This is a genomic window from Hyphomonas sp. (genome assembly GCF_041398465.1).
Classification (GTDB): Bacteria; Pseudomonadota; Alphaproteobacteria; order Caulobacterales; family Hyphomonadaceae; genus Hyphomonas.
The window spans coordinates 129,230-148,620 of record NZ_JAWKUS010000003.1; the positions used below are offsets into that span (position 1 = coordinate 129,230).

15 protein-coding genes are annotated in these 19,391 nt (G+C 59.6%); 7 read left to right on the forward strand and 8 right to left on the reverse strand.

What is annotated here, in order from left to right:
* Position 1 precedes the first annotated feature (1 nt).
* Positions 2-1,726, forward strand: a complete 1,725-nt coding sequence (locus R3C98_RS11030) for an amidohydrolase family protein (RefSeq protein ID WP_371314137.1) — start codon at positions 2-4, stop codon at positions 1,724-1,726.
* A gap of 59 nt (positions 1,727-1,785) precedes the next feature.
* Here the strand turns inward: R3C98_RS11030 and R3C98_RS11035 are convergent, their stop codons facing one another.
* Together R3C98_RS11035 and R3C98_RS11040 are read right to left on the reverse strand one after the other, a co-directional pair.
* Complete coding sequence (locus R3C98_RS11035) at positions 1,786-2,460, reverse strand: TetR/AcrR family transcriptional regulator (protein WP_371314138.1); 675 nt, start codon at positions 2,458-2,460, stop codon at positions 1,786-1,788.
* A 154-nt stretch (positions 2,461-2,614) separates the two neighbouring features.
* A complete protein-coding gene (locus R3C98_RS11040) occupies positions 2,615-4,930 on the reverse strand; it encodes a TonB-dependent receptor (protein WP_371314139.1) in 2,316 nt (771 codons plus the stop codon).
* A gap of 352 nt (positions 4,931-5,282) precedes the next feature.
* Between R3C98_RS11040 and R3C98_RS11045 the strand changes: the two genes are divergently transcribed.
* The 4 genes from R3C98_RS11045 (at position 5,283) to R3C98_RS11060 (ending at position 9,493) form a co-directional block, all read left to right on the forward strand.
* Entirely contained in the window at positions 5,283-6,575 is a 1,293-nt protein-coding gene (locus R3C98_RS11045; protein WP_371314140.1) for a spinster family MFS transporter, read from the forward strand.
* 81 nt (positions 6,576-6,656) lie between these two features.
* Positions 6,657-7,076 (forward strand): heme-binding protein, encoded by a 420-nt coding sequence (locus tag R3C98_RS11050; RefSeq protein ID WP_371314141.1) that lies wholly within the window; start codon positions 6,657-6,659, stop codon positions 7,074-7,076.
* A gap of 50 nt (positions 7,077-7,126) precedes the next feature.
* The gene (locus tag R3C98_RS11055; RefSeq protein ID WP_371314142.1) at positions 7,127-7,936 is read left to right on the forward strand and encodes an enoyl-CoA hydratase/isomerase family protein; all 810 of its coding nucleotides are present in this window, start codon (positions 7,127-7,129) and stop codon (positions 7,934-7,936) included.
* A 3-nt stretch (positions 7,937-7,939) separates the two neighbouring features.
* A complete protein-coding gene (locus tag R3C98_RS11060; protein ID WP_371314143.1) occupies positions 7,940-9,493 on the forward strand; it encodes an AMP-binding protein in 1,554 nt (517 codons plus the stop codon).
* Between the two features lie 47 nt (positions 9,494-9,540).
* Here the strand turns inward: R3C98_RS11060 and R3C98_RS11065 are convergent, their stop codons facing one another.
* Positions 9,541-10,122, reverse strand: coding sequence for a VOC family protein (locus R3C98_RS11065; protein ID WP_371314144.1), 582 nt, complete (start codon positions 10,120-10,122; stop codon positions 9,541-9,543).
* Positions 10,123-10,322: 200 nt separating this feature from the next.
* Positions 10,323-11,474 (reverse strand): acyl-CoA dehydrogenase family protein, encoded by a 1,152-nt coding sequence (locus R3C98_RS11070; RefSeq protein ID WP_371314145.1) that lies wholly within the window; start codon positions 11,472-11,474, stop codon positions 10,323-10,325.
* A 116-nt stretch (positions 11,475-11,590) separates the two neighbouring features.
* On the opposite strand from R3C98_RS11070, the gene R3C98_RS11075 reads away from it, so the two are divergent.
* Positions 11,591-12,238 carry a TetR/AcrR family transcriptional regulator gene (locus R3C98_RS11075; RefSeq protein ID WP_371314146.1) on the forward strand — a complete coding sequence of 216 codons (648 nt, stop codon included), beginning with the start codon at positions 11,591-11,593 and terminating at the stop codon, positions 12,236-12,238.
* Between the two features lie 42 nt (positions 12,239-12,280).
* On the opposite strand, the gene R3C98_RS11080 is transcribed toward R3C98_RS11075, so the two are convergent.
* Entirely contained in the window at positions 12,281-15,418 is a 3,138-nt protein-coding gene (locus R3C98_RS11080) for an efflux RND transporter permease subunit (RefSeq protein ID WP_371314147.1), read from the reverse strand.
* A 5-nt stretch (positions 15,419-15,423) separates the two neighbouring features.
* Positions 15,424-16,530 carry an efflux RND transporter periplasmic adaptor subunit gene (locus tag R3C98_RS11085; protein ID WP_371314148.1) on the reverse strand — a complete coding sequence of 369 codons (1,107 nt, stop codon included), beginning with the start codon at positions 16,528-16,530 and terminating at the stop codon, positions 15,424-15,426.
* A gap of 269 nt (positions 16,531-16,799) precedes the next feature.
* Here R3C98_RS11085 and R3C98_RS11090 point away from each other — a divergent pair, with 269 nt between their 5' ends.
* The gene (locus R3C98_RS11090; RefSeq protein ID WP_371314149.1) at positions 16,800-17,696 is read left to right on the forward strand and encodes an ROK family protein; all 897 of its coding nucleotides are present in this window, start codon (positions 16,800-16,802) and stop codon (positions 17,694-17,696) included.
* A gap of 3 nt (positions 17,697-17,699) precedes the next feature.
* Here the strand turns inward: R3C98_RS11090 and mmsB are convergent, their stop codons facing one another.
* Both mmsB and R3C98_RS11100 read right to left on the reverse strand, forming a co-directional pair.
* The gene (mmsB, locus tag R3C98_RS11095) at positions 17,700-18,590 is read right to left on the reverse strand and encodes a 3-hydroxyisobutyrate dehydrogenase (protein ID WP_371314150.1); all 891 of its coding nucleotides are present in this window, start codon (positions 18,588-18,590) and stop codon (positions 17,700-17,702) included.
* Positions 18,591-18,614: 24 nt separating this feature from the next.
* Positions 18,615-19,391, reverse strand: coding sequence for an enoyl-CoA hydratase-related protein (locus tag R3C98_RS11100; protein ID WP_371314151.1), 777 nt, complete (start codon positions 19,389-19,391; stop codon positions 18,615-18,617).

Consider the following 19,391-nt stretch of genomic DNA (forward strand, 5'->3'; position numbering starts at 1 on the left):
GATGAGCTATGACGTTGTCATTCGGGGAGGGACGGTTTTCGACGGGACCGGAAGTGCTCCCTATACTGCAGATATTGGCATTCGCGATGGCCGCATCGAAGCGATCGGCTCCATCGACACCAAAGGCGAACGCGAAATTGACGCGTCAAACTACATCGTGACGCCTGGCTTCATCGATATCCACACACACTATGATGGGCAGGTTACCTGGGAAAACCGGCTCGCCCCCTCTTCCGGTCATGGCGTAACAACTGTCCTTATGGGGAATTGTGGCGTCGGCTTCGCCCCGTGCCGGCCAAACCAACGGGACATGCTTGTCAAACTGATGGAAGGCGTGGAAGACATTCCCGAAGTGGTCATGGTAGATGGCCTGCCATGGAACTGGGAAAGCTTTCCAGATTACCTCAATGCATTGGAAGATCGCGCGCTCGACATCGACGTTGCCACCCAGGTGCCCCATTCCGCCCTGCGCATTTTCGTTATGGGAGAACGCGCCGCCCGCAAGGAAGCGCCGACTGCCGAAGATCTGGCGCAAATGCGGTCGCTTGTCACCGAAGCCATCGCTGAAGGCGCATTCGGCGTAACGACGTCACGCAACATGATGCACCGGACCAAGGCAGGCGAACTTGCGCCAAGCCTCTATTCGGAGACGGATGAACTGAAAGCCCTGATGGATGGCCTGGTCGATGCCGACGCAGGCGTCTTCCAGCTCATTCCTGCGCCGGACGGTGATGCCGAGTCCGAGTTCTCATTGGTACGGCAGGTCGCCGAGCATGGCCGCCGCCCCATATCTTTCACGCTCCTTGACGTTCCGAACCAGCCAGGACGTGGCTGGCGGGCTGTGCTTGAAGGACTGGAAGCGGCCCGTGCCGACGGTCTGAAAATCCGTGGTCAGGTGGCCCCCCGGCCGGTCGGCATGTTCTTCGGCCTCGACCTCAGCCTGCACCCCTTCACCGCGCATCCGAGCTACAAGGAAATTGCCGCACTACCGCTTGAGGAGCGCGTCAGGATCATGCGCGATCCGGAGTTTCGGGCAAAACTGCTTTCCGAGACGCCGGAAGATTCCAACCCGGTCACGCTGAATCTCATCAATGCCTTCCGCGCCACGCAGGAGTGGGACAAGACACCGAACTATGAGCCGACGCGCGAGGACCGCATCGAATCGCGCGCCACTGCGGCCGGGCAATCCGTTGAAGAATATGCCTACGACCTCCTGCTGAAGGACGATGGCAAGCGGCTCTTCTACCTTCCTGCTGCGAACTACACCGAAGGCAATCTCAATGCCGTTCGCGAGATGCTGGGCCACCCGGACACCGTCATGGCGCTTGCTGACGGCGGTGCGCACTATGGACTGATCTGCGACGCGAGCTTTCCGACCTACTTCCTGCAACGCTGGGTACGCGACGCAAAAGAGGAAGAGCGGATTCCCCTCGCCGACGCGATCGCGGAACTCACCTCACGGCCTGCTGATACAGTGGGCTTCACAGACCGCGGACGCATTGCCCCAGGAATGAAAGCGGACCTGAACATCATCGACTTTGATGCGCTGTCGCTTCATGTGCCGACGGTCAATTATGACCTTCCAGCCGGTGGTAAGCGCATGAACCAGCTCGCCGATGGGTACGTCGCGACACTTGTATCAGGCGAAATCACATACTGGCACGGCGAACAAACGGGCGCGCTCCCGGGACGCCTCGTGCGGCGTGGCAATGAGGCGATTGCGTAATTGTCTAAGATCGAACTCAATCAGTGAAGCGCACCAGGCGGGTTGGACCGCTGTATTTTCTAGACCTGCCTGGTGGCATTCCTGGTACGAACACGCTTTTTCGACGCGGGGATTGGGTTCACCCTCAGGCCCTCCACCACGATGTCGAGGAATGCCGCGCGGAATTCTGCAGCGGGCTTCTTTTCTCCCGGATCTTCACCGAAGGCGATCTCCATGAGTGGGGCAACATTGAAATAGGTCACAATGGCCCCGTGAAGTAGCATCAGAATGTGGTGCGGCTGATGTTTCTTGATCTGGCCACTGTCTATGCCGCGCTGGATAAGTCGGCAGAACCCGGTGTACGAGGTCTTCATGACCATATCGTACAACCATTCAAGGCGCTCTCCGCCCGCCTGCCCTTCCAGCAAGATGAAACGTCCCAGTTCCGGCCTCTGAATTGAAACATCGATAATGAGACCGCACAGGTGCTGAAGCGCTTCGATCGGATCCATTTCCTCAATGGTTTCCCAATCCGTCGGGAGATCAGATCCAATTTTATCCGCCAGAGACCGGATCGCAGCGATCCAGAGCTCCGTTTTGCTTCCGAAGTGATAATGGATGCTGGGTTGAGACACACCCGCAGCGGCAGCGATCTGGGTCGTGCTGACACCATCATACCCGCAGGTCGAAAAAAGCTCGGTCGCCGCCTCGAGGATCTGCGAGTACTGTTCGGTGTATTTTTCTCGCTTCAACATTCGTCAGTCACTTGAATTGTTTGGTGATTGCAGAACCATACGTCCAGCCGCCCGAAAAAGAAACAGCGCCGAATGAGAAGCCAGGGGCCACTCTTTCGACGCTGCAGGTGACCCGTCCCGTTGGAGGATCCGCCTAGTCAGACATGAGCCCCGACTAGAAAGACTTTCGGACGGAGAGGTAAACAGTTCTGGGAGGGTTGTACGCACCCACCACCGAGGCCGCCACCAGGGGCTGGACGAACGTGAAGGTCTCATAGCGTTCTTCAAACGCATTCTTGACTTCAGCCCTTACCGACCAACCCGAAGCGGCGTTGTCCAGGCCGATATGGAAGTCGGCAATCTGGTATTCACCCGTGCCACGCGGCAAGGCCGGGTTCCGGTGAAGCTGGTTGGAGCTGAACGTCATCCGGGCACCGGCATTGAGTTCGAGGCTTTCGGACACCGGCCGGGTGTAATCGGCACCGATCAGTCCACTGACTTTTGGTGCGTCAGCGAGTCTGGCACCTGTCGCCTGGCTCTTGGCTTCGAGAAGGCCAAGATTCCCATACACTGTCAGATTGTCGGTCAGATCGAATCTTGTTTCCAGTTCGATACCATAAGTCTCGGCATCGAAACTTTTGATAATGAAGGCACCGGTGACACCGACATTCGGGTCATAAACGGAGTCCTGGAAGTCCGTCAGGTCGGTGTAAAAGGCTGCGGCACTCAGCGTACCCCGGCCGCCGGCATAATTGCCCTTGGCGCCGATCTCCACCGAACGTGCGACTTCTTCAGGAATGATAAATGGCTCGGGCGTGAAGGAACCACTGATCGTCGCGTTGTTGAATGCCGCGCTCTTGGTGCCTTGCGCGAAGGAGATATACGTCATCCAGTCATCAGCGAGGTCGTAACTGAAGTTCAGGCTGCCATCGACAGAAGTGTCATCGGTCGACGTGGTCGGCACGACGCCCGCTGCAGTGATCAGCGGATAGATCGAGATCCCTCCGCGCTGGTCGACAGGAAGGAAGAAATCATTCGGAACAGTGATCGGCGCAAGACCGATCAGGTCCAGCAGCGTCACCGAGAAGTCTGCCGTCTTTTCTTCATATCCGATACGCAGACCACCGCTGACAGAAAACTTGTCGGTGAAGTCATGCGTCATCAATCCGAACAGCGCATAGGATTCCAGATCCTGGTCGAGCAGTGAGTTCGACGTGCCGGCAAAGGCGAATCCGCCCACATCGCCACCGCCAATAATGGTGCCGGGCGAGAACCAGGTCTGCAGGCGGACCGTCCGGTCAAACGCCAGGCTCTGATCCTGATACATGCCACCAATGAAGCCGTGCCAGGAATCACCAGCATAGTTCAAGCGGACTTCCTGAGTGAATTGCTCGAAATCCTCATTGAACAGCTGGTACCCTTTTGGCTGCCCCACAGCATCGCTGGAGGAATAGAAGATGCTGGAATAATTTCTGTAGTCCATCACCGAATAGGCGCTAACGGACGTCAGCGTGAGCGTGTCCGACAGCTCCCAATCAAGGGTGAGGACCGCGTCGGTGCTATCCTGAGAATCGGCATCGGCCGGAACAGACACGCCATCGATGAACGTCGTTGTCTGGTTCAGGCGCTTCTCATACGGCCTTGTTGTATAACCAAAATAGGAAACGAGCGCGGGGTTCAGCGCCTCCGTCAACTGGAATGCGTTGCCTCTTGTGTCCTGTTCGGAATGCTGGATCATCAAGGTCGCCGTCAACGCGTCGGTCGGTTCTGCAACCATGGTTCCCCGAACAATGTAGCGTTCGGTGGTGGGCTCATCGTCTCCGCCCGCCAGATTCTTCACATAGCCGCCCGTGTCGGAATACTGCCCCCCGACCCGGAACCGGAGCTTGTCACTCGCCGGAAGGTCCGCCGTGGCACCAACCGTGTAACCCTCGTTCTCGAATTCATAACTGCCGTATACGTCGCCGCCGAGCTCGGTTCCCGGCTTGCGCGAGACAACGCTGATGGCGCCGACACTCGTATTCTTGCCGAAGATAACCCCCTGGGCCCCTTTGATGACTTCCACCCGTTCCACATCGAACAGGGAGTCACGATACTGCCGGGCACGCGGTTTGTAGACGTTGTCGACAAAAAGACCGACCGACTGCTCGGCAGTCTGGTTTGCGTTGTTCGTTCCGATACCGCGGATGACAATGGATGGCAGGTCACCAGGCGACTGGCTGAATGTCAGGCCCGGAACATCCTGAGCGATTTCGCTGACTTCGAGAATGTTCCGGTCCGCAAGATCCTGTCCACTCACAACCGAAATGGCAATGGGCGTGTCCTGCAGCGTGGTTTCGCTCTTGGTCGCCGTAACGATCACGACCGACTGGCGGCTTTCGCTTTCTTTGCTGGCAGGCGCTTCAGCCTCCTGAGCGACGGCCCCTTGAACAGCGGACACAGCCAGCATTGAAAGCACAATAGTGCTGGCATCAAACTTGGAATTAAACATTTGACCTCCCTGGTCGCTCGGTTTTTTGTCTGTGAGCTTTATCTGATAGGTCTATAATACTTCCCTCGCTGCCGCCAAGTCCCATTTGAAAAAAATTTTCTGCCTTCCAGATTGAGAGCGGAACCCTTCCTCCGCTCACCAACATTCCTGACGTGCTGAACCGTCTCATTGGACAGCTGCGCAGACCTCCCCGCCTTCACGCCACGGAAACCGGCTGTTCGCGAAGACAGCTATTGATCCTGATCGATTTATCAGAATACTTGCGCTCAATCCGCCCGCTCGGGGCCCCCTTTCAAATCGAAAAGGTGGCATGCCCGTTCAAAAGAGGCCCGGAGCTCAAGGAGGAACACCAATGTCTGCGGTGTCAGAGTTCAGTCATACCCGAAGCGGTCATTACCGCTATTATGTGCTGTTCATTCTGATGATGGGCCAAACACTGAGCGTGGTGGATCGCGGCCTGATTTCGGTGGTCATGACGAACATCCAGAGTGATTTCCGGCTGAACGACACACAGCTCGGCCTGCTGGGCGGAACGGCCTTTGCCCTTTTTTATGCGACTTTTGGCATACCGATCGCCCGCCTGGCAGATCGGGCGAACAGGAAAAATATCTTCGCTGCCGCCGTAACAGTCTGGAGCCTGGCGACCGCCGCCTGTGGCGCTGCAGGCGGTTTCGTCTCGCTGTTTCTGGCCCGTATGGGCGTGGGAATCGGAGAGGCCGGCGGCACGCCCTCCAGTCATTCCCTCCTGTCGGACTACTTCACAAAAACCGAGCTTGGCCGGGCAATCGGCTTCTTGTCCATGGGCGGTGCGCTGGGCGTTCTGGGCGGTCACCTGATCGGTACGGCGCTCGTCGAAGCCTATGGCTGGCGTATGGTTTTTTACATTACGGGCGTCCCCGGCATATTGCTTGGCCTTCTCACCTATATTTCCGTACGGGAACCAGAGCGCGGCAGGTTTCTTGAACCGGGTCAGCGCCGCAGCCAACAGGCACCGTTGGCCGACACCATACGCTCATTGCTCGCCAACAGGGTCTATGTCGGAACGGTCGCCGGACACACATTTGCCCTTGTCACCGTTCAGGCCCTGCTCGTCTGGCTCTACCCGCTCATCGAACGCAATTTCGGCATGCCGAAAACCGAGATCGGCGCCTACGCGGCCGGCGTCCTTCTGTTCTGCGCCATGCCGTCCCTGTTTGTCGGCGGGATCCTTTGTGACCTCATGGCAAAGCGCGCTCTGAAGTGGATGAGCTGGCTGCCAGCCATCTTCGTCGCGGCGTCCATTCCGTTTTACTATCTGATGCTGGGAGCGAACTCGCCCCTGGTCTTTTTCGCCTATCTCGGCGCCTTCAATATTTTCATCAACCTCGAAGCAGCCCCGGTGTTCGCGTCGGTTCAGGCAAATTCAGACCCCTCCGAACGCGCGCTTGCAGTCGCCCTGCTTGCCTTTTGCGTGACGATTGTCGGCTATGCCATCACTCCCGTCGTCGTCGGGACACTGAGTGACACGGTATTCTCGGGGATGGGGCAGCGTTCACTACATGCAGGCCTCGCGCTCGTCGGATTGTGCGCGCTGATTTCGATCTGGTGTTTCCATTACGCGGGGCGGCATGCAGAGGGTGCGGCCTCGCCGCTTCCCTCAACGTGAACCGAAATCATCATTGACGGCATTTCCAGCAAGCACCTATCAATTGAGCTAATAGGTTTATCAAATCTGAGGGAGGATCACATGGATCTCGTGAAAACCAAAAGCACCATCACAAGCTTCGCAGCACAGAAGATGATCGAAGGCGCCAAAGCCAAGGCGGAAGCAATGGGTAAACCCATGGTCATCGCCGTCGTCGACGATGCGGGCGCGCTCAAGGCATATGAACGCATGGATGGCGCACCGCTGCTGAGCGTCGATATTGCCCAGGACAAGGCCTACACCGCGATCTCCTTCGGCATGGCGACCCATGAGTGGCACGAATTCATCAAGAATGACCCGCCGCTGCTGCACGGTATCGTCAAGACGGACCGTCTCGTCGTTTTCGGCGGTGGGTATCCGGTCTTCGTGAACGGTGAACTCGTTGGCGGCATCGGTGTGAGCGGCGGTCACTATTCGGACGACATGGAAGTCGCACAAGCCGGCCTCGCTGCGATCAGCTGATCCGCCGCGCCGACCGCAACAACGATAACCATCGGGAGGAATAGAAGACCATGGACTACCAACACCTGATACTTGAGCGGGAAGGTCACATCCTGACCTGCCGGATGCACAATCCGCCAAACCAGACGCTCAACATGCTGATGCTTCACGAGCTGCATGACATGCTCAATGCGGTGGAACAGGATGAAGAGCTGCGTGTCCTGGTCGTGACTGGCACAGACGATGTGTTCCTGCGCTGGATGGAACTGACCGAGATGCAAAGCCTGGCGCACGGTGAGCGGCAGATTGAAATCCCGGCAGTCGTCAACGCCAATCACACGCTGGCCCGCCGTATCGAAGCCCTCCCGGTCGTGACGATCGCTGCAATCAACGGCAATGTTGGTGGGGGCGGTTGCGAGTTTTCACTGTCCTTCGACTTCCGCCTGATGAAAGACTCTCCCACAGCCACCTTCGCCCTGCCCCAAAGCAGCTTCGGGCTCGTTCCCGGCGGCAGCGGCGGCTGGTATGCCCTGAAATACCTCGGCCGTGCGAAGGCCCTGGACATCCTGCTCCATGGCGAATTCCTCCAGCCAAGCACGGCGCTGGAACTCGGCCTGATCTCCCGCCTGTATTCGGAAGATGAATTCGACGCTGAAGTAAAAGCTTTCGCCGAGAAATTCGCTGCGCGCGCGCCGCTCGCCATGCGTGGTATCAAGCGCCTCATCAATGCCGGAACCAATCAGGATCAGCTGAACTTCATGGCCGAGGAAGCCAAGGAGATCATGCAGATCATCGTCTCCGAAGATGCACAGCATGCGCTCGACATGTGGCTCAACAATCCCGATCCGGCAGCCTACAACCCTCAGTTCAAAGGCAAATAGCCGATGAGCAGCCTGCACGTGGCCATGGACAAGGATTTCCATTGGCTCTTGAAAAACCACGCAGAGCGTCGTCCGGAGGCTCCGTTTCTTCACTGGGAACCCTTTGAGGGCGACGCGAAGACATGGACATATGGCGCGTTCTACAAGGATGTGCGCCGTTGCGCGGCCGGTTTGCACGCGAAGGGCGTCCGCCGGGGCGACTTCCTTCTGCTGCATGCGAACAATTGTCCGGAATTCCTGATTGCCTATCATGCCTGCGTCGCGCTCGGAGTGGTCGTCGTCACGACCAATCCGCGTTCCGCCGTCGAGGAGATGCGCTATTTCATCAGCCATTCGCGGGTTCGCTTCGCCATCACGCAGCCGGAATTCATTGACCTGATCCGCGAAACCGGTCCGGACCTCGAATGGATCGCCAGTACTGAGCGCAACAGCGCGGAGCCTTCCGGCCCCATCCCCGAAGGCATCGTTGCGTTCAGCGACCTGTTCGCTGACGACACGCATTTCGACATTGAGCGGAATGATCCGATGGCACCGCTTTCCGTCCAGTACACATCCGGTACGACGTCCCGTCCAAAGGGCGTTGTCTGGACGCATGCGAATGCCCTGTGGGGAGCGCAAACGGTCGCATCCCACAATCTGTTGCGGGATATCGACACGGCGCTCGTGTTCACCCCGCTCTGCCATACCAATGCAATGAGCTGGGGACACTTCGGCGTGCTCTGGTCTGGCGGCGCCATGGTGCTGCAACCGAAATTCTCGGCAAGCCGCTTCTGGCCGGCGGTGCTCAAGCATGGGTGCACCTGGGCCAATGTAATTCCGTTTGCGATGCAGGCACTGGCGACCTTGCCTGTGCCGGAGGATCACAAGTTTCGCTACTGGGTGATCGGTGCGGCGAACATGGGCCCCGCGGAAGACCTGTTCCGCGTCACGTTCGTCGGTGCCTGGGGCATGACAGAGCTGATCGCTCACGGAACATATACACCGCCTCAGCTCTCCAGCCCGGAAAGATCGATGGGCATGCCCGCACCGGAATTCGAACTGAAGATTGTCGATGAAAGCGGACAGGATGTGACACCTGGCGACACCGGCCTTCTGAAAGTGCGCGGGATTCCGGGCATCACCCTGTTCAAGGAATACTTGTACAATCCGGAAGCGACTGCGGGCAGTTTCGATGAGGAAGGCTGGTTCGACACTGGCGACCGTGTGTTCCAGACCGCGGACGGTCACCTTCGCTTCGCAGACCGGGCCAAGGACATGCTGAAAGTCGGCGCAGAAAATGTCGCCGCATCGGAAATCGAAGGCGCTGTCATGCTGACGGAGGGTGTTCTTGAGTGCGCCGTTGTCGGCAAGCCTGACAAGATGAAGGATGAAGTGCCGGCCGTGTTCGTACGCGCGGCAGAGGCATCGGACGCTCTGGCATCAGCCATTCTGGAAACCTGCCGCGCCCAGCTGGCAGACTTCAAGGTCCCGGTCGAAGTGATCTTTGTGGATGATTTTCCGCGCGCCGAATTGAACAAGATCGCCAAAGCAAAACTGCGGAAACGATTTACAGATTGATGGATCGCCGGTCTCAGCAGATGAGACCGGCATTCACGCTTTTCGGGTTATCCAAATCCCGGGTAAGGAATCTTGCGATTGTCGAGCGCCTCGGCGCCGAACTTGCTGACCTTCTGCTCGCGGGTCCGCTTGACCCATTCATCCAGATTCTTGTGTGCCTTCGGCCCCTCCTCCGTGGCATACTCCGTATAAGTCGGGGTCTTTGTTGTGATCTCCACCTGCATGCCGTTCGGATCATACATGTAGACCGACTTCAGAAACCCGTGATCCACGGGCCCGAGACACATGATGCCCTTGTCGTTGATCTTCTTCTGCCAGGCCAGCATCTCTTCTTCGGAATCCACCTCGAACGCGATATGCCGGTCAAAACTGTGAGCCGTCGCAAAATGGGCCGGCGTCGCATTGGTCGGCTCATCGAAGAATGCGATGAAGTCGCCATTTCCCAGCTGGAAAAACAGGTGCATGAACGGTGTCGGCTCATTCGTTCCCGGAACGTTTTCTTCGGAGAAGGCAATCCGGAGAGGCAGCCCCAGGATGTCTTCATAAAACCAGCGGGTTTGCTCGGCATCACGGCAACGATACGCCGTGTGGTTTGCATTGTTCAGAATGTTCTGCGCTTCTTCTGGCATTGGTCCTCTCCTTACATTCAATCGTGACTTGCCTTGTAACCCGGGCCGGAACCCGCGCGAAATCATTTCTGGCAACGCACCCCACTTCTGATAGTTTTATCAGTACCGGCTGTCAACGCGTCTCAATCCCGCGACACTTCCGCATCAAGGGGCGAAAACACGTCGAAAAATGAAACAAATTCTCAGCCGTCCCGCCCCCGCTACACGAGCGGATACTGCACCGGCAATTCCAGCATATTCCGCCCGGTGATTTCACGCGACGCATCCCAGTCCCAGAAGGCGTGCGAGCAAATTGTATTGAGATCCCGCCAATAGCGCTGAAGGGGTTGATCGAGATGATAGCTCGCCGCCCCTGAATTCGACATCATGGCGTTCACCGACTGACGGCAGTGATGAGAGAGGAACGCAACCCGCCCCTTCATGGCAATTCTTTCGTCCCAGGAGAAATCGCCTGCCGAAATGATCCCTTCGGCACGTTTATAAATGTCCTGCGCCATCTCCTGCGCGACCTGGACACGGATCCCCATTTCGCCAAGCACGATGTGCGCATGCTGCAGGTCCTTGACCACAACGCCAGTGAAGTTGCGCACGCGCCGGGAAATCATCTCTTCGAATTCCGCCTTGGCACCGGCAACACCGCCCGTGACGACGGGCACGATGGTGCAATACGCCAACAGCAGGAACGGTGCCTGATAGAGCGGGTTCTCATACTGGCTGGAACCTTCCGTTTTGCCGCCGTTGAATTCAAGGAGATCAAGCGAACGATGGTCCGGCACGAATACCTTTTCCACGGAGTAATCATTGCTGCCCGTCCCGGCGGCTCCGGAGAAATTCCATGTGTCGATCATGGTCATTTCGGACGAAGGGATCAGGAAGGAACGTCCACTGTCACCAACACGCCCGCTCATCTGAACCCAGTCTGAATTCACGACACCTGAGCTCCATACCGCACGTCCACTGACTTCCCAGCCACCGTCTACTTTCCGCGCCTCCAGGTTCGGCGCAGAAGCGGCGGGCATTTTGACGTAGCCGTGAGGTGAGAAAAGTTCCTCCTGGGCCTGTTCGCTGAAGCGCGTCACATAAATATTGTGGCCGGCATAGAAGGCCGTGATCCAGCCGGTGGAGACGCACGCGCTGCTGATCGTTTCGACCACCTGCCGCATCGTATCGAGGCTGGCTTCAGACCCGCCCCACCGTTTCGGAACGAACATCTGAAGGATCTCGGCATCCGCCAGTTCCTGCAGGGTCTCGTCCGGCACATGACGCAGCTTTTCGGTTTCTGCGGCACGCGCCCTGATCCCCGGGACCAGGGCTTTTGCGCGATTGATCAGCTCATTATCGGTAGCAGGCATGAATGTTTCCTCGTCAAATTTTCGGGGAGGCATAGCATTTAATGACCACTTGTCTATTTTATTTTTTGGTTTCAGAAATTTTTGTCGCCTATAAGCCCAGCATGATGAACAAGACCATGAAACGTGGAAAAGGCCGCCCCGCCGCGGGCGGCAAACACGTTGTCGACGAAGAAAAGTGCATGGAAATCGCACTCGAGACCTTTGCGGAATTCGGCTTCGAAGGCGCTTCGGTTCGCGATATTTCCCGCAAGAGCGGTATCAGTCACAGCCTGCTGAATGCGAAATATGGCACGAAGAGAGACTTGTGGACTGCAGCCTTCGACTTCGGCATGGACCGGCTCTATGACCGCATGGCCGCCTATGAACAGACCGCGGCATCTGATGCCGACCTGCCGGACCAGCTCCGCCAGGTCAGCCTCAATTTCCTCATGGGCCTCGTCGAATCCCCGACGATCTTCATGATCATGAATGCCGAGGGCGGGCATCAGAGTGACCGCCTGGACTACATCGTCCAGAAATTCTTCCACCAGCGGCGCTGGGCCTTCACGGATATCCTGAAGAAGGGCCAGAGCGCCGGCGTTTTCAAGAAGGTGAACCCGGTCGTTCCCTTCACCCTTCTCGCGCACGGCGCTGGCGCCATACTCGCATTGCGCCCTTTGATACAGACGGTCGATCCGCGCCTGACTGCCTCCGACCGCGCTGTACGGAAATCGCTCGAAGACTCTGTCGATATTATCGTGGCGGGCCTCCTGGCCGGCAACTGAACTCCCCCCAGGCCGCGCTGACGCTGCCTGGCAGGGATTTCACTATTCTGCCGGTGAGGCCGCGGCTTCGTCGGCGGCTTGCTCTTCCGCCTCAAGGCGCCGGGCAACATCGCTTGGCGAACCTGAGCCGCGCGCGATCAGCGCATAGGCCGTCGGCACGATCAGCACCGTCACCAGCATGCCGGCCAGAACGCCGGACAGGATCACCACACCGATGGCCTGGCGCGTTTCGGCGCCTGCCCCACTGGTCAGGATCAGCGGCACGGCGCCTGCAGCCGTGGTCAGGCTGGTCATCACGATTGGCCTGAGGCGCGTCAGCGACGCTTCCTTCAGCGCATCGAGGAACTCCATGCCCTCATCCCGCAGCTGGTTGGCGAATTCGACAATCAGGATGCCGTTCTTCGCCGAAAGGCCAATCAGCATGATTAAGCCGATCTGCGTGTAGATGTTCAGCGAATTGCCCGTCAGGTAGATGCCGAGCAGGCCGCCTGCCAGCGTCGCCGGAACGGTCAGCATAATGATAATCGGGTGGCGATAGCTCTCGAACTGCGCAGCCAGCACCAGGAACACGATGATCATGCCGATTGCAAAGACGAACATGATCGAGCTACCGGAGCTCTTGAAGTCCAGCGACTGGCCCTTGAAGTCGATCTGCGCTTCGGCGGGCAGCACGTCACGTGCGATACGCTCCATCTCGATCAGAACATCGCCCAGCGAAGCCCCTTCCGCGAGGCCGGCTTCGATCGTGATCGAGCGGACCCGGTTGTAGCGGTTCAGCTGCGGGCTGTCGGCGATGCCGACAATCTGCACGAGGCTGGCGAGCGGGATCAAGTTCCCGGACGTCGCCGAACGCACATAGATGTTCTGCACATCGTTCGGCGAATTCTGTTCGGATCGCAGCCCCTCCAGAATGACGTCATACTCTTCGCCATTCTCGACATAGGTTGTCACCCGGCGCGAGCCGAGCATCGTCTGCAGCGTGTTGCCGATGTCGGCCACAGTCACGCCCAGGTCGGCCGCGCGGTTATAATCGATCTGCACACGGTATTGCGGCTGGGTTTCCTTGTAGTTCCAGTCGATATCCGTGATGCCCGGATTGTTCTGGTTCAGCGCCTGGACGAAGGTGTCCCGCCATTCGGTCAGCTGCTCATAGTCCGGTCCGCCCAGCACGAACTGAACCGGCTTGCCGTTCCCACCGCCAAGGCCCTGGCGCATGATGGCGAAGGCCCGGATCCCCGGCAGGTCGCTCAGCTTCCTGTTGATCTCGCCGATGATCTCGCTGCCCGGCCTGCGCTCACCCCAGTCTGACAGGGACACAACCACAAAGGCCTGGTTGAACGCGTTGCTGCCAAAGCCCGGCGCCCGCACGAGCACGCGCCGCAGTTCGGGATTGTCCCCCTCGGTATAAGGCAGCACGCGGCGTTCGATCTCGTCGACATATTGTTTCATATAATCGAACGAGGCGCCTTCCGGACCACGGATCATGACGAAGAAGCTGCCCCGGTCTTCCTGAGGCACGTATTCCTGCGGCACGGTCCGCAAAAGGCCAAACGCGCTGGCAAACAGCGCGATCAGAACGATCCCCACAGCAATCGGGCGCTTGATGAGCTGGTTCAGAAGCACAGCATATCCGCCCCGCAGCTTCCTGAACCCGCCATCGATCAGTTTCGGCAGGATTGAGAACACACCACGCGGCGGCGTCGGGGAGAGAAGCTTCGACGCCAGCATCGGCGTCAATGTCAGGGCTAGAATGGCCGAGAAGGACACAGCCGCCGCAATCGCCAGCGCAAACTCTGTAAACAGACGGCCAAGATCGCCTTCGAGGAAGGTGATCGGCACGAACACGGCAATCAGGACCAGCGTGGTCGCCACCACGGCAAAGCCCACCTGACGCGTCCCGCGGAAGGCCGCGACCAGTGGCGACTCTCCATACTCTTCCATGCGGCGGTGAATGTTCTCCAGAACCACGATGGCATCGTCCACGACGAGACCAATCGCAAGAACAAGCGCCAGCAGGGTCAGCAGGTTCACCGAGAAACCAAGCGCGAACAGGACGATGAATGTCGCCGTGATCGAGACCGGCACCGTAATGGCCGGCACGATGGTCGAGCGGAAACTGCCAAGGAACAGGAAGATCACCAGCGTCACGAGCGCAACGGCGATCCCAAGGGTCACCCAGACTTCGCGGATCGATGCACTGATGAAGACCGAACTGTCATAATTGACGACGATCGTCATGCCGTCCGGCAGCGAGCCATTCAGCTGGTCCGCCAGTATGCGCGCCTGTTCGGCGACGGCCACCGTGTTCGCGGTCGATTGCTTGACGATGCCGAGGCCGACCTGCGGCACGCCATTCCCCCGGAACAGGTTGCGGTCTTCCTGTGTGCCGCGTTCAACCCGTGCCACATCGCCCAGCCGGATGAGGTAGCCATCTGTCCCCCGTCCGATGACGAGGTTGGCGAATTCGTCAGGCGTCCGGAACGCCCGGTCGATCCGGACGGTATAGTTCCGTGCGCCAGATTCGACACTCCCCGCCGGAGCTTCTACATTTTCCCGCCTTAGGGCGTTCTCAATGTCGGCGACCGTGAGGTTCCGCGCGGCCAGGGACCGGCGGTCAATCCAGACCCGCAGGGCGTAAGAGCGGTCCCCACCGACCCGCACGCGGGCCACACCATCCAGCGCCGAGAACCGGTCGACGAGGTAACGGTCGGCATAGTCGGACAATTCCGGCGTCGTCATGTTATCACTGGCCAGGTTCAGCCACATGATGACGTCTTCGTTGTTGTCGGCCTTCTGGATTTCCGGCGGATCAGCTTCGGTCGGCAGATTGTTCAGGACCGTCGATACACGGTCGCGGATGTCGTTCGCCGCCGCATCGATGTCCACATTCACTGAGAACTCGACGCTGATGCTGGACCGGCCATCCGTGGAATTGGAATCGATAAACCGGATGCCGGATACGCCGGCAATCTGGTCCTCGATGATGCGCGTGATGCGCGTTTCGACAACGTCAGCGGAAGCGCCAGGATAATTGGTCTGGATGTTGACGATCGGCGCGTCGATATCCGGATACTCACGCAGCGGCAGCCGCATGAAGGACACGATTCCGAAGATGATGAGGACCAGCGAAAGGACCGATGCAAACACCGGCCGCTTGATGGAAACGTCTGACAGCAGCATCGGGCTTACCGGCCGTTGGAGGCGCCAGGCGAGGCCACGCCACCACCTGTCTGCAGCACTGTGCGATCACGCACGACAATCGGGGCCCCATCGCGCACACGGATCAGGCCGTCGGTGATGATCTCTTCCCCCGGCTCCAGTCCGGCAACGACTTCCACCTGGCCACCTTGGCGCAGGCCAACCTGGATCTGACGGCGCTCTGCCACCAGCTGGCCGTTCTTGTCCGTCGCGACATAGACGAAACTGTTCGGACCGATCGGCTCGATCGCCTCTTCCGGCACGGAGAGCGCGCGGCGTGGATCGGCCAGCAGCGTCACTTTCATGAACATGCCCGGCTTCAGCAGGCGGTCCGGGTTCGGCAGGATGGCGCGCACGCGGATGGAACGGGTGACCGGATCGATGCTGGCGCCGACCGTGTCTACGGTGCCGTCGAACGACATGCCCGGCAGGTCGTCCGTTTCGACGCGCACATCCGTTCCCTTGCGCACCGAGCGCAGGAAAATGGACGGCACAGAGAAGTCGAGCTTCATCTCGCTGTCGTCGATCAGTTCGGCCACCACGTCACCGGCGCGGACATAGGAGCCGACGCTGACAAGGCGGAACCCGAGGACTCCGTCGAACGGCGCGACCAGGACGCGGTCCTTCTGGCGGGACTGGACGGCTCGCAGCTGCGCATTCGCTGCGTTCAGGTCGCGCTGGGCCTCGTCGAGGACGGATTGGGACACGGTGCGCCCCTCGACCAGCTGCTTGGTCCGCTCATAGCGCTGACGGGCTTCATTGGCGGTCGCCTCGGCGGCATCCACCAGCGCGGCCTGTTCGCCCTGGGCGAGGGAGAGCAGCGTCTTGCCCTTGGTCACGCGGTCGCCATCGTCGAAATAGATGGCCGTCACGCGGTCGGCGACGTTCAGGGTCAGGTCAACGCTTTCACGGGCTTCCAGCGTGCCGAGGGCTTCGATCTGCATGGAGAATTCGGTTTCCTGCACGGGCGCAGTGAAGACGCTGGCAGCGCCCGGTCCGCGCTGGGCTTCCGCTGGCAATGTGCCCGCCGTGACAATCACGGCCAGCGCAGCTGCCAGGGCTGCGTGCCAGTGTCCGAAAATCCGGATTTTCATTTCTACTCTATCCTGTCCGGCGGCAGAAACCGCCTGTCCATATTGGTTCGGGCCGGCCATGCAATGCACAACCAGCCTCCAAATCGCCCGTATATTCAAAGATAGTCCAAACTGGCCAAAGTCCATATGCGGTTTATTGCAGGTGCACACATTTTCGTGAGATTGAGTCAGCGATGAATCATGATTTCTCGCAAAGGTTGCAGACAAGCCCCTCTATTTGCTTATACGGATAAGTGAATTCATTGGATGTGTTACTTTAGGAGGAATCGATGCTGGGCGGGATCGAAGCAGGTGGCACAAAGATAGTTTGTGCAGTCGGAAGCAGCCCTGACCAGATTTTGGCCAGTCAGGTCATCCCGACAGCTGACCCCGCCGCCAGCTTCCAGCAGGTGTGCGCGTTCTTCGACACGGCGCAGGCCACGCATGGACGGATCGACTCGATTGGCGTCGCCGCCTTCGGTCCGGTCGACATCGACCCCGGCTCTCCGACCTACGGCACGGTCCAGCGCACGGTGAAGCCCGGCTGGGCGGGCGCCAGCTGGGTCGACGGGCTGAGCCGGCTCGGTTGCCCCTTCATCGTGGACACAGATGTCAACGGCGCCGCGCTCGGCGAATGGCGCCTCGGCGCCGGGAAAGGGTACGCCACGCTCGCCTATGTCACGGTCGGTACCGGCATTGGCGCGGGGGTCCTGAAGAATGGCCGCTCGATGTCCGGCTCGGGTCATTACGAGATGGGCCACATATATCCGCCGCACGATTATGAATCCGACCCGTTCCCCGGTCGTTGCCCGCTTCACAGGGATTGCCTGGAAGGCCTCGCCAGCGGCCCGGCGATCACAGACCGCTGGGGCGTGACGCTGTCGGAAGTACCGGCCGGTCATCCGGCTTTTGCCCTGCAGGCCGGCTATCTTGCCCACCTCGCGACAACCATCACGCTCACCCATATGCCGGACCGGATCATCTTCGGCGGCGGCGTGATGAAGGCGCCCGGCCTGATGGAGCGCCTGCGCGCGGCGACGCGGATCCTGCTGGCGGACTACCTTTCAGACGGCCCCGCAAGCGGAGACCTGGCCGGCTATCTCGTGCCGCCCGCCCTGGGGGACGAGGCAGGGGTGACCGGCGCCCTCGCCATGGCGGAGGCGCGGGCCGGGCACGCCGCGCACTGATCGCTAGAGGTCGCCCTTCAGGTCTTTCATGACGCCGGAGAAGTCGAGCCCGGCATGGCCGCGCGCGTCAAGGTCGCCATAGACCTTCTCCGCCATCTCGCCGAGCGTGATCTTCGCGCCCGCCGCCACGGCAGCCTCATGGGCGAGCTTCAAATCCTTCAGCATCATCGCAACGGCAAAGCCAGGCTGGTAATCCCGGTTCGCAGGCGAGGTCGGCACCGGCCCCGGCGCCGGGCAATAGGAGGTCATGCTCCAGCACTGGCCGGATGAGACCGACGAGATGTCAAAGAAGGTCTGCGCATCGAGGCCCAGCTTCTCGGCCAGGTTAAATGCCTCGCATGTGCCGATCATGGAGATGCCGAGCAGCATGTTGTTGGCGATCTTCGCCGCCTGCCCGTTTCCGCTGCCGCCGGCGTGGAAAATGTTCTTGCCCATCGCCTTCAGGATCGGTTCGGCGCGGGCGTACGCCATGTCGGGCCCGCCAGCCATGAAAGTCAGCGTGCCCGCATCGGCCGCGGCCGTGCCGCCGGAGACCGGCGCATCAATCATCGGAAAGCCCGCCGCTTCGGCCTGTTTCGCGGCTTCGCGCGCATCGTCCACCGCGATGGTGGAACAGTCGATCAGCAGGATGCCCTTGTTGGCATGTTCCGCCACGCCATCCTTGCCGAAATAGACCGCCAGCACATGCTTGCCCGCGGGCAGCATGGACACCACCACCTCGGCGCCCTGCACGGCATCCTTCAGCGACGCCGCACCAAAAGCGCCCTTGTCCACGGCCGCCTGCACGGCATCGGTGTTGAGGTCGAAGGCACGCACTTCATGCCCCGCCTTGCACAGATTGGCACACATGCCCGAGCCCATGTTTCCGAGCCCGATGAATGCGATCTTGGCCATGACGGCCTCCCTTTGACTTTGTTCTTACTTGTCCTTGAAGTCCGGCGCGCGTTTCTCGACGAAGGCGCTCATGCCTTCCTTCTGGTCTGCGGTGCCGAACAGGCCCTGGAACAGGCGGCGTTCGAACTTCACGCCTTCCGTGGTCGGCAGTTCGAGGGCCCGGCCCACCATTTCCTTCGCCGCCATCAGGGACGGGATGGAGAAGCCGGCGATTTCCTTCGCCGCCGCCATCGCCTCATCCATCAGCGTCTCATGCGGCACGACGCGGGAGACGAGCCCGATCCGGTCAGCTTCAGCGCCGTCGATCATGCGGCCGGTCAGCACCATGTCCATGGCCTTCGCCTTGCCGACGGCTTTCGTCAGGCGGATCGAGCCGCCCATGCCCGGCGTGACGCCCAGCTTGATTTCCGGCTGGCCGAACTTCGCCTTTTCCGACGCGATGATCATGTCGCACATCATGGCCAGCTCACAACCGCCGCCGAGGGCAAAGCCATTCACCGCCGCGATCACCGGCTTGCGGCAGGCCGCGAACCGGTCCCATAGACCGAAGAAATCGTCGACATACATGTCGGAGAAACTCTGCGGCTGCATCTCCTTGATGTCCGCCCCGGCCGCAAAGGCCCGGCCCTCACCCGTCAGGATACTGACGGCAATATCCTTGTTCCGGTCGATCTCGCCGAAGACATGCGCGACTTCGCTCATGACTTCCTGGTTCAGCGCATTCAGGCTGTCCGGCCGGTTGATCGTGACCAGCGCAATGCGGTCGGAATGTTCGAAAGTGATCGTGTCGTAGGTATTCAT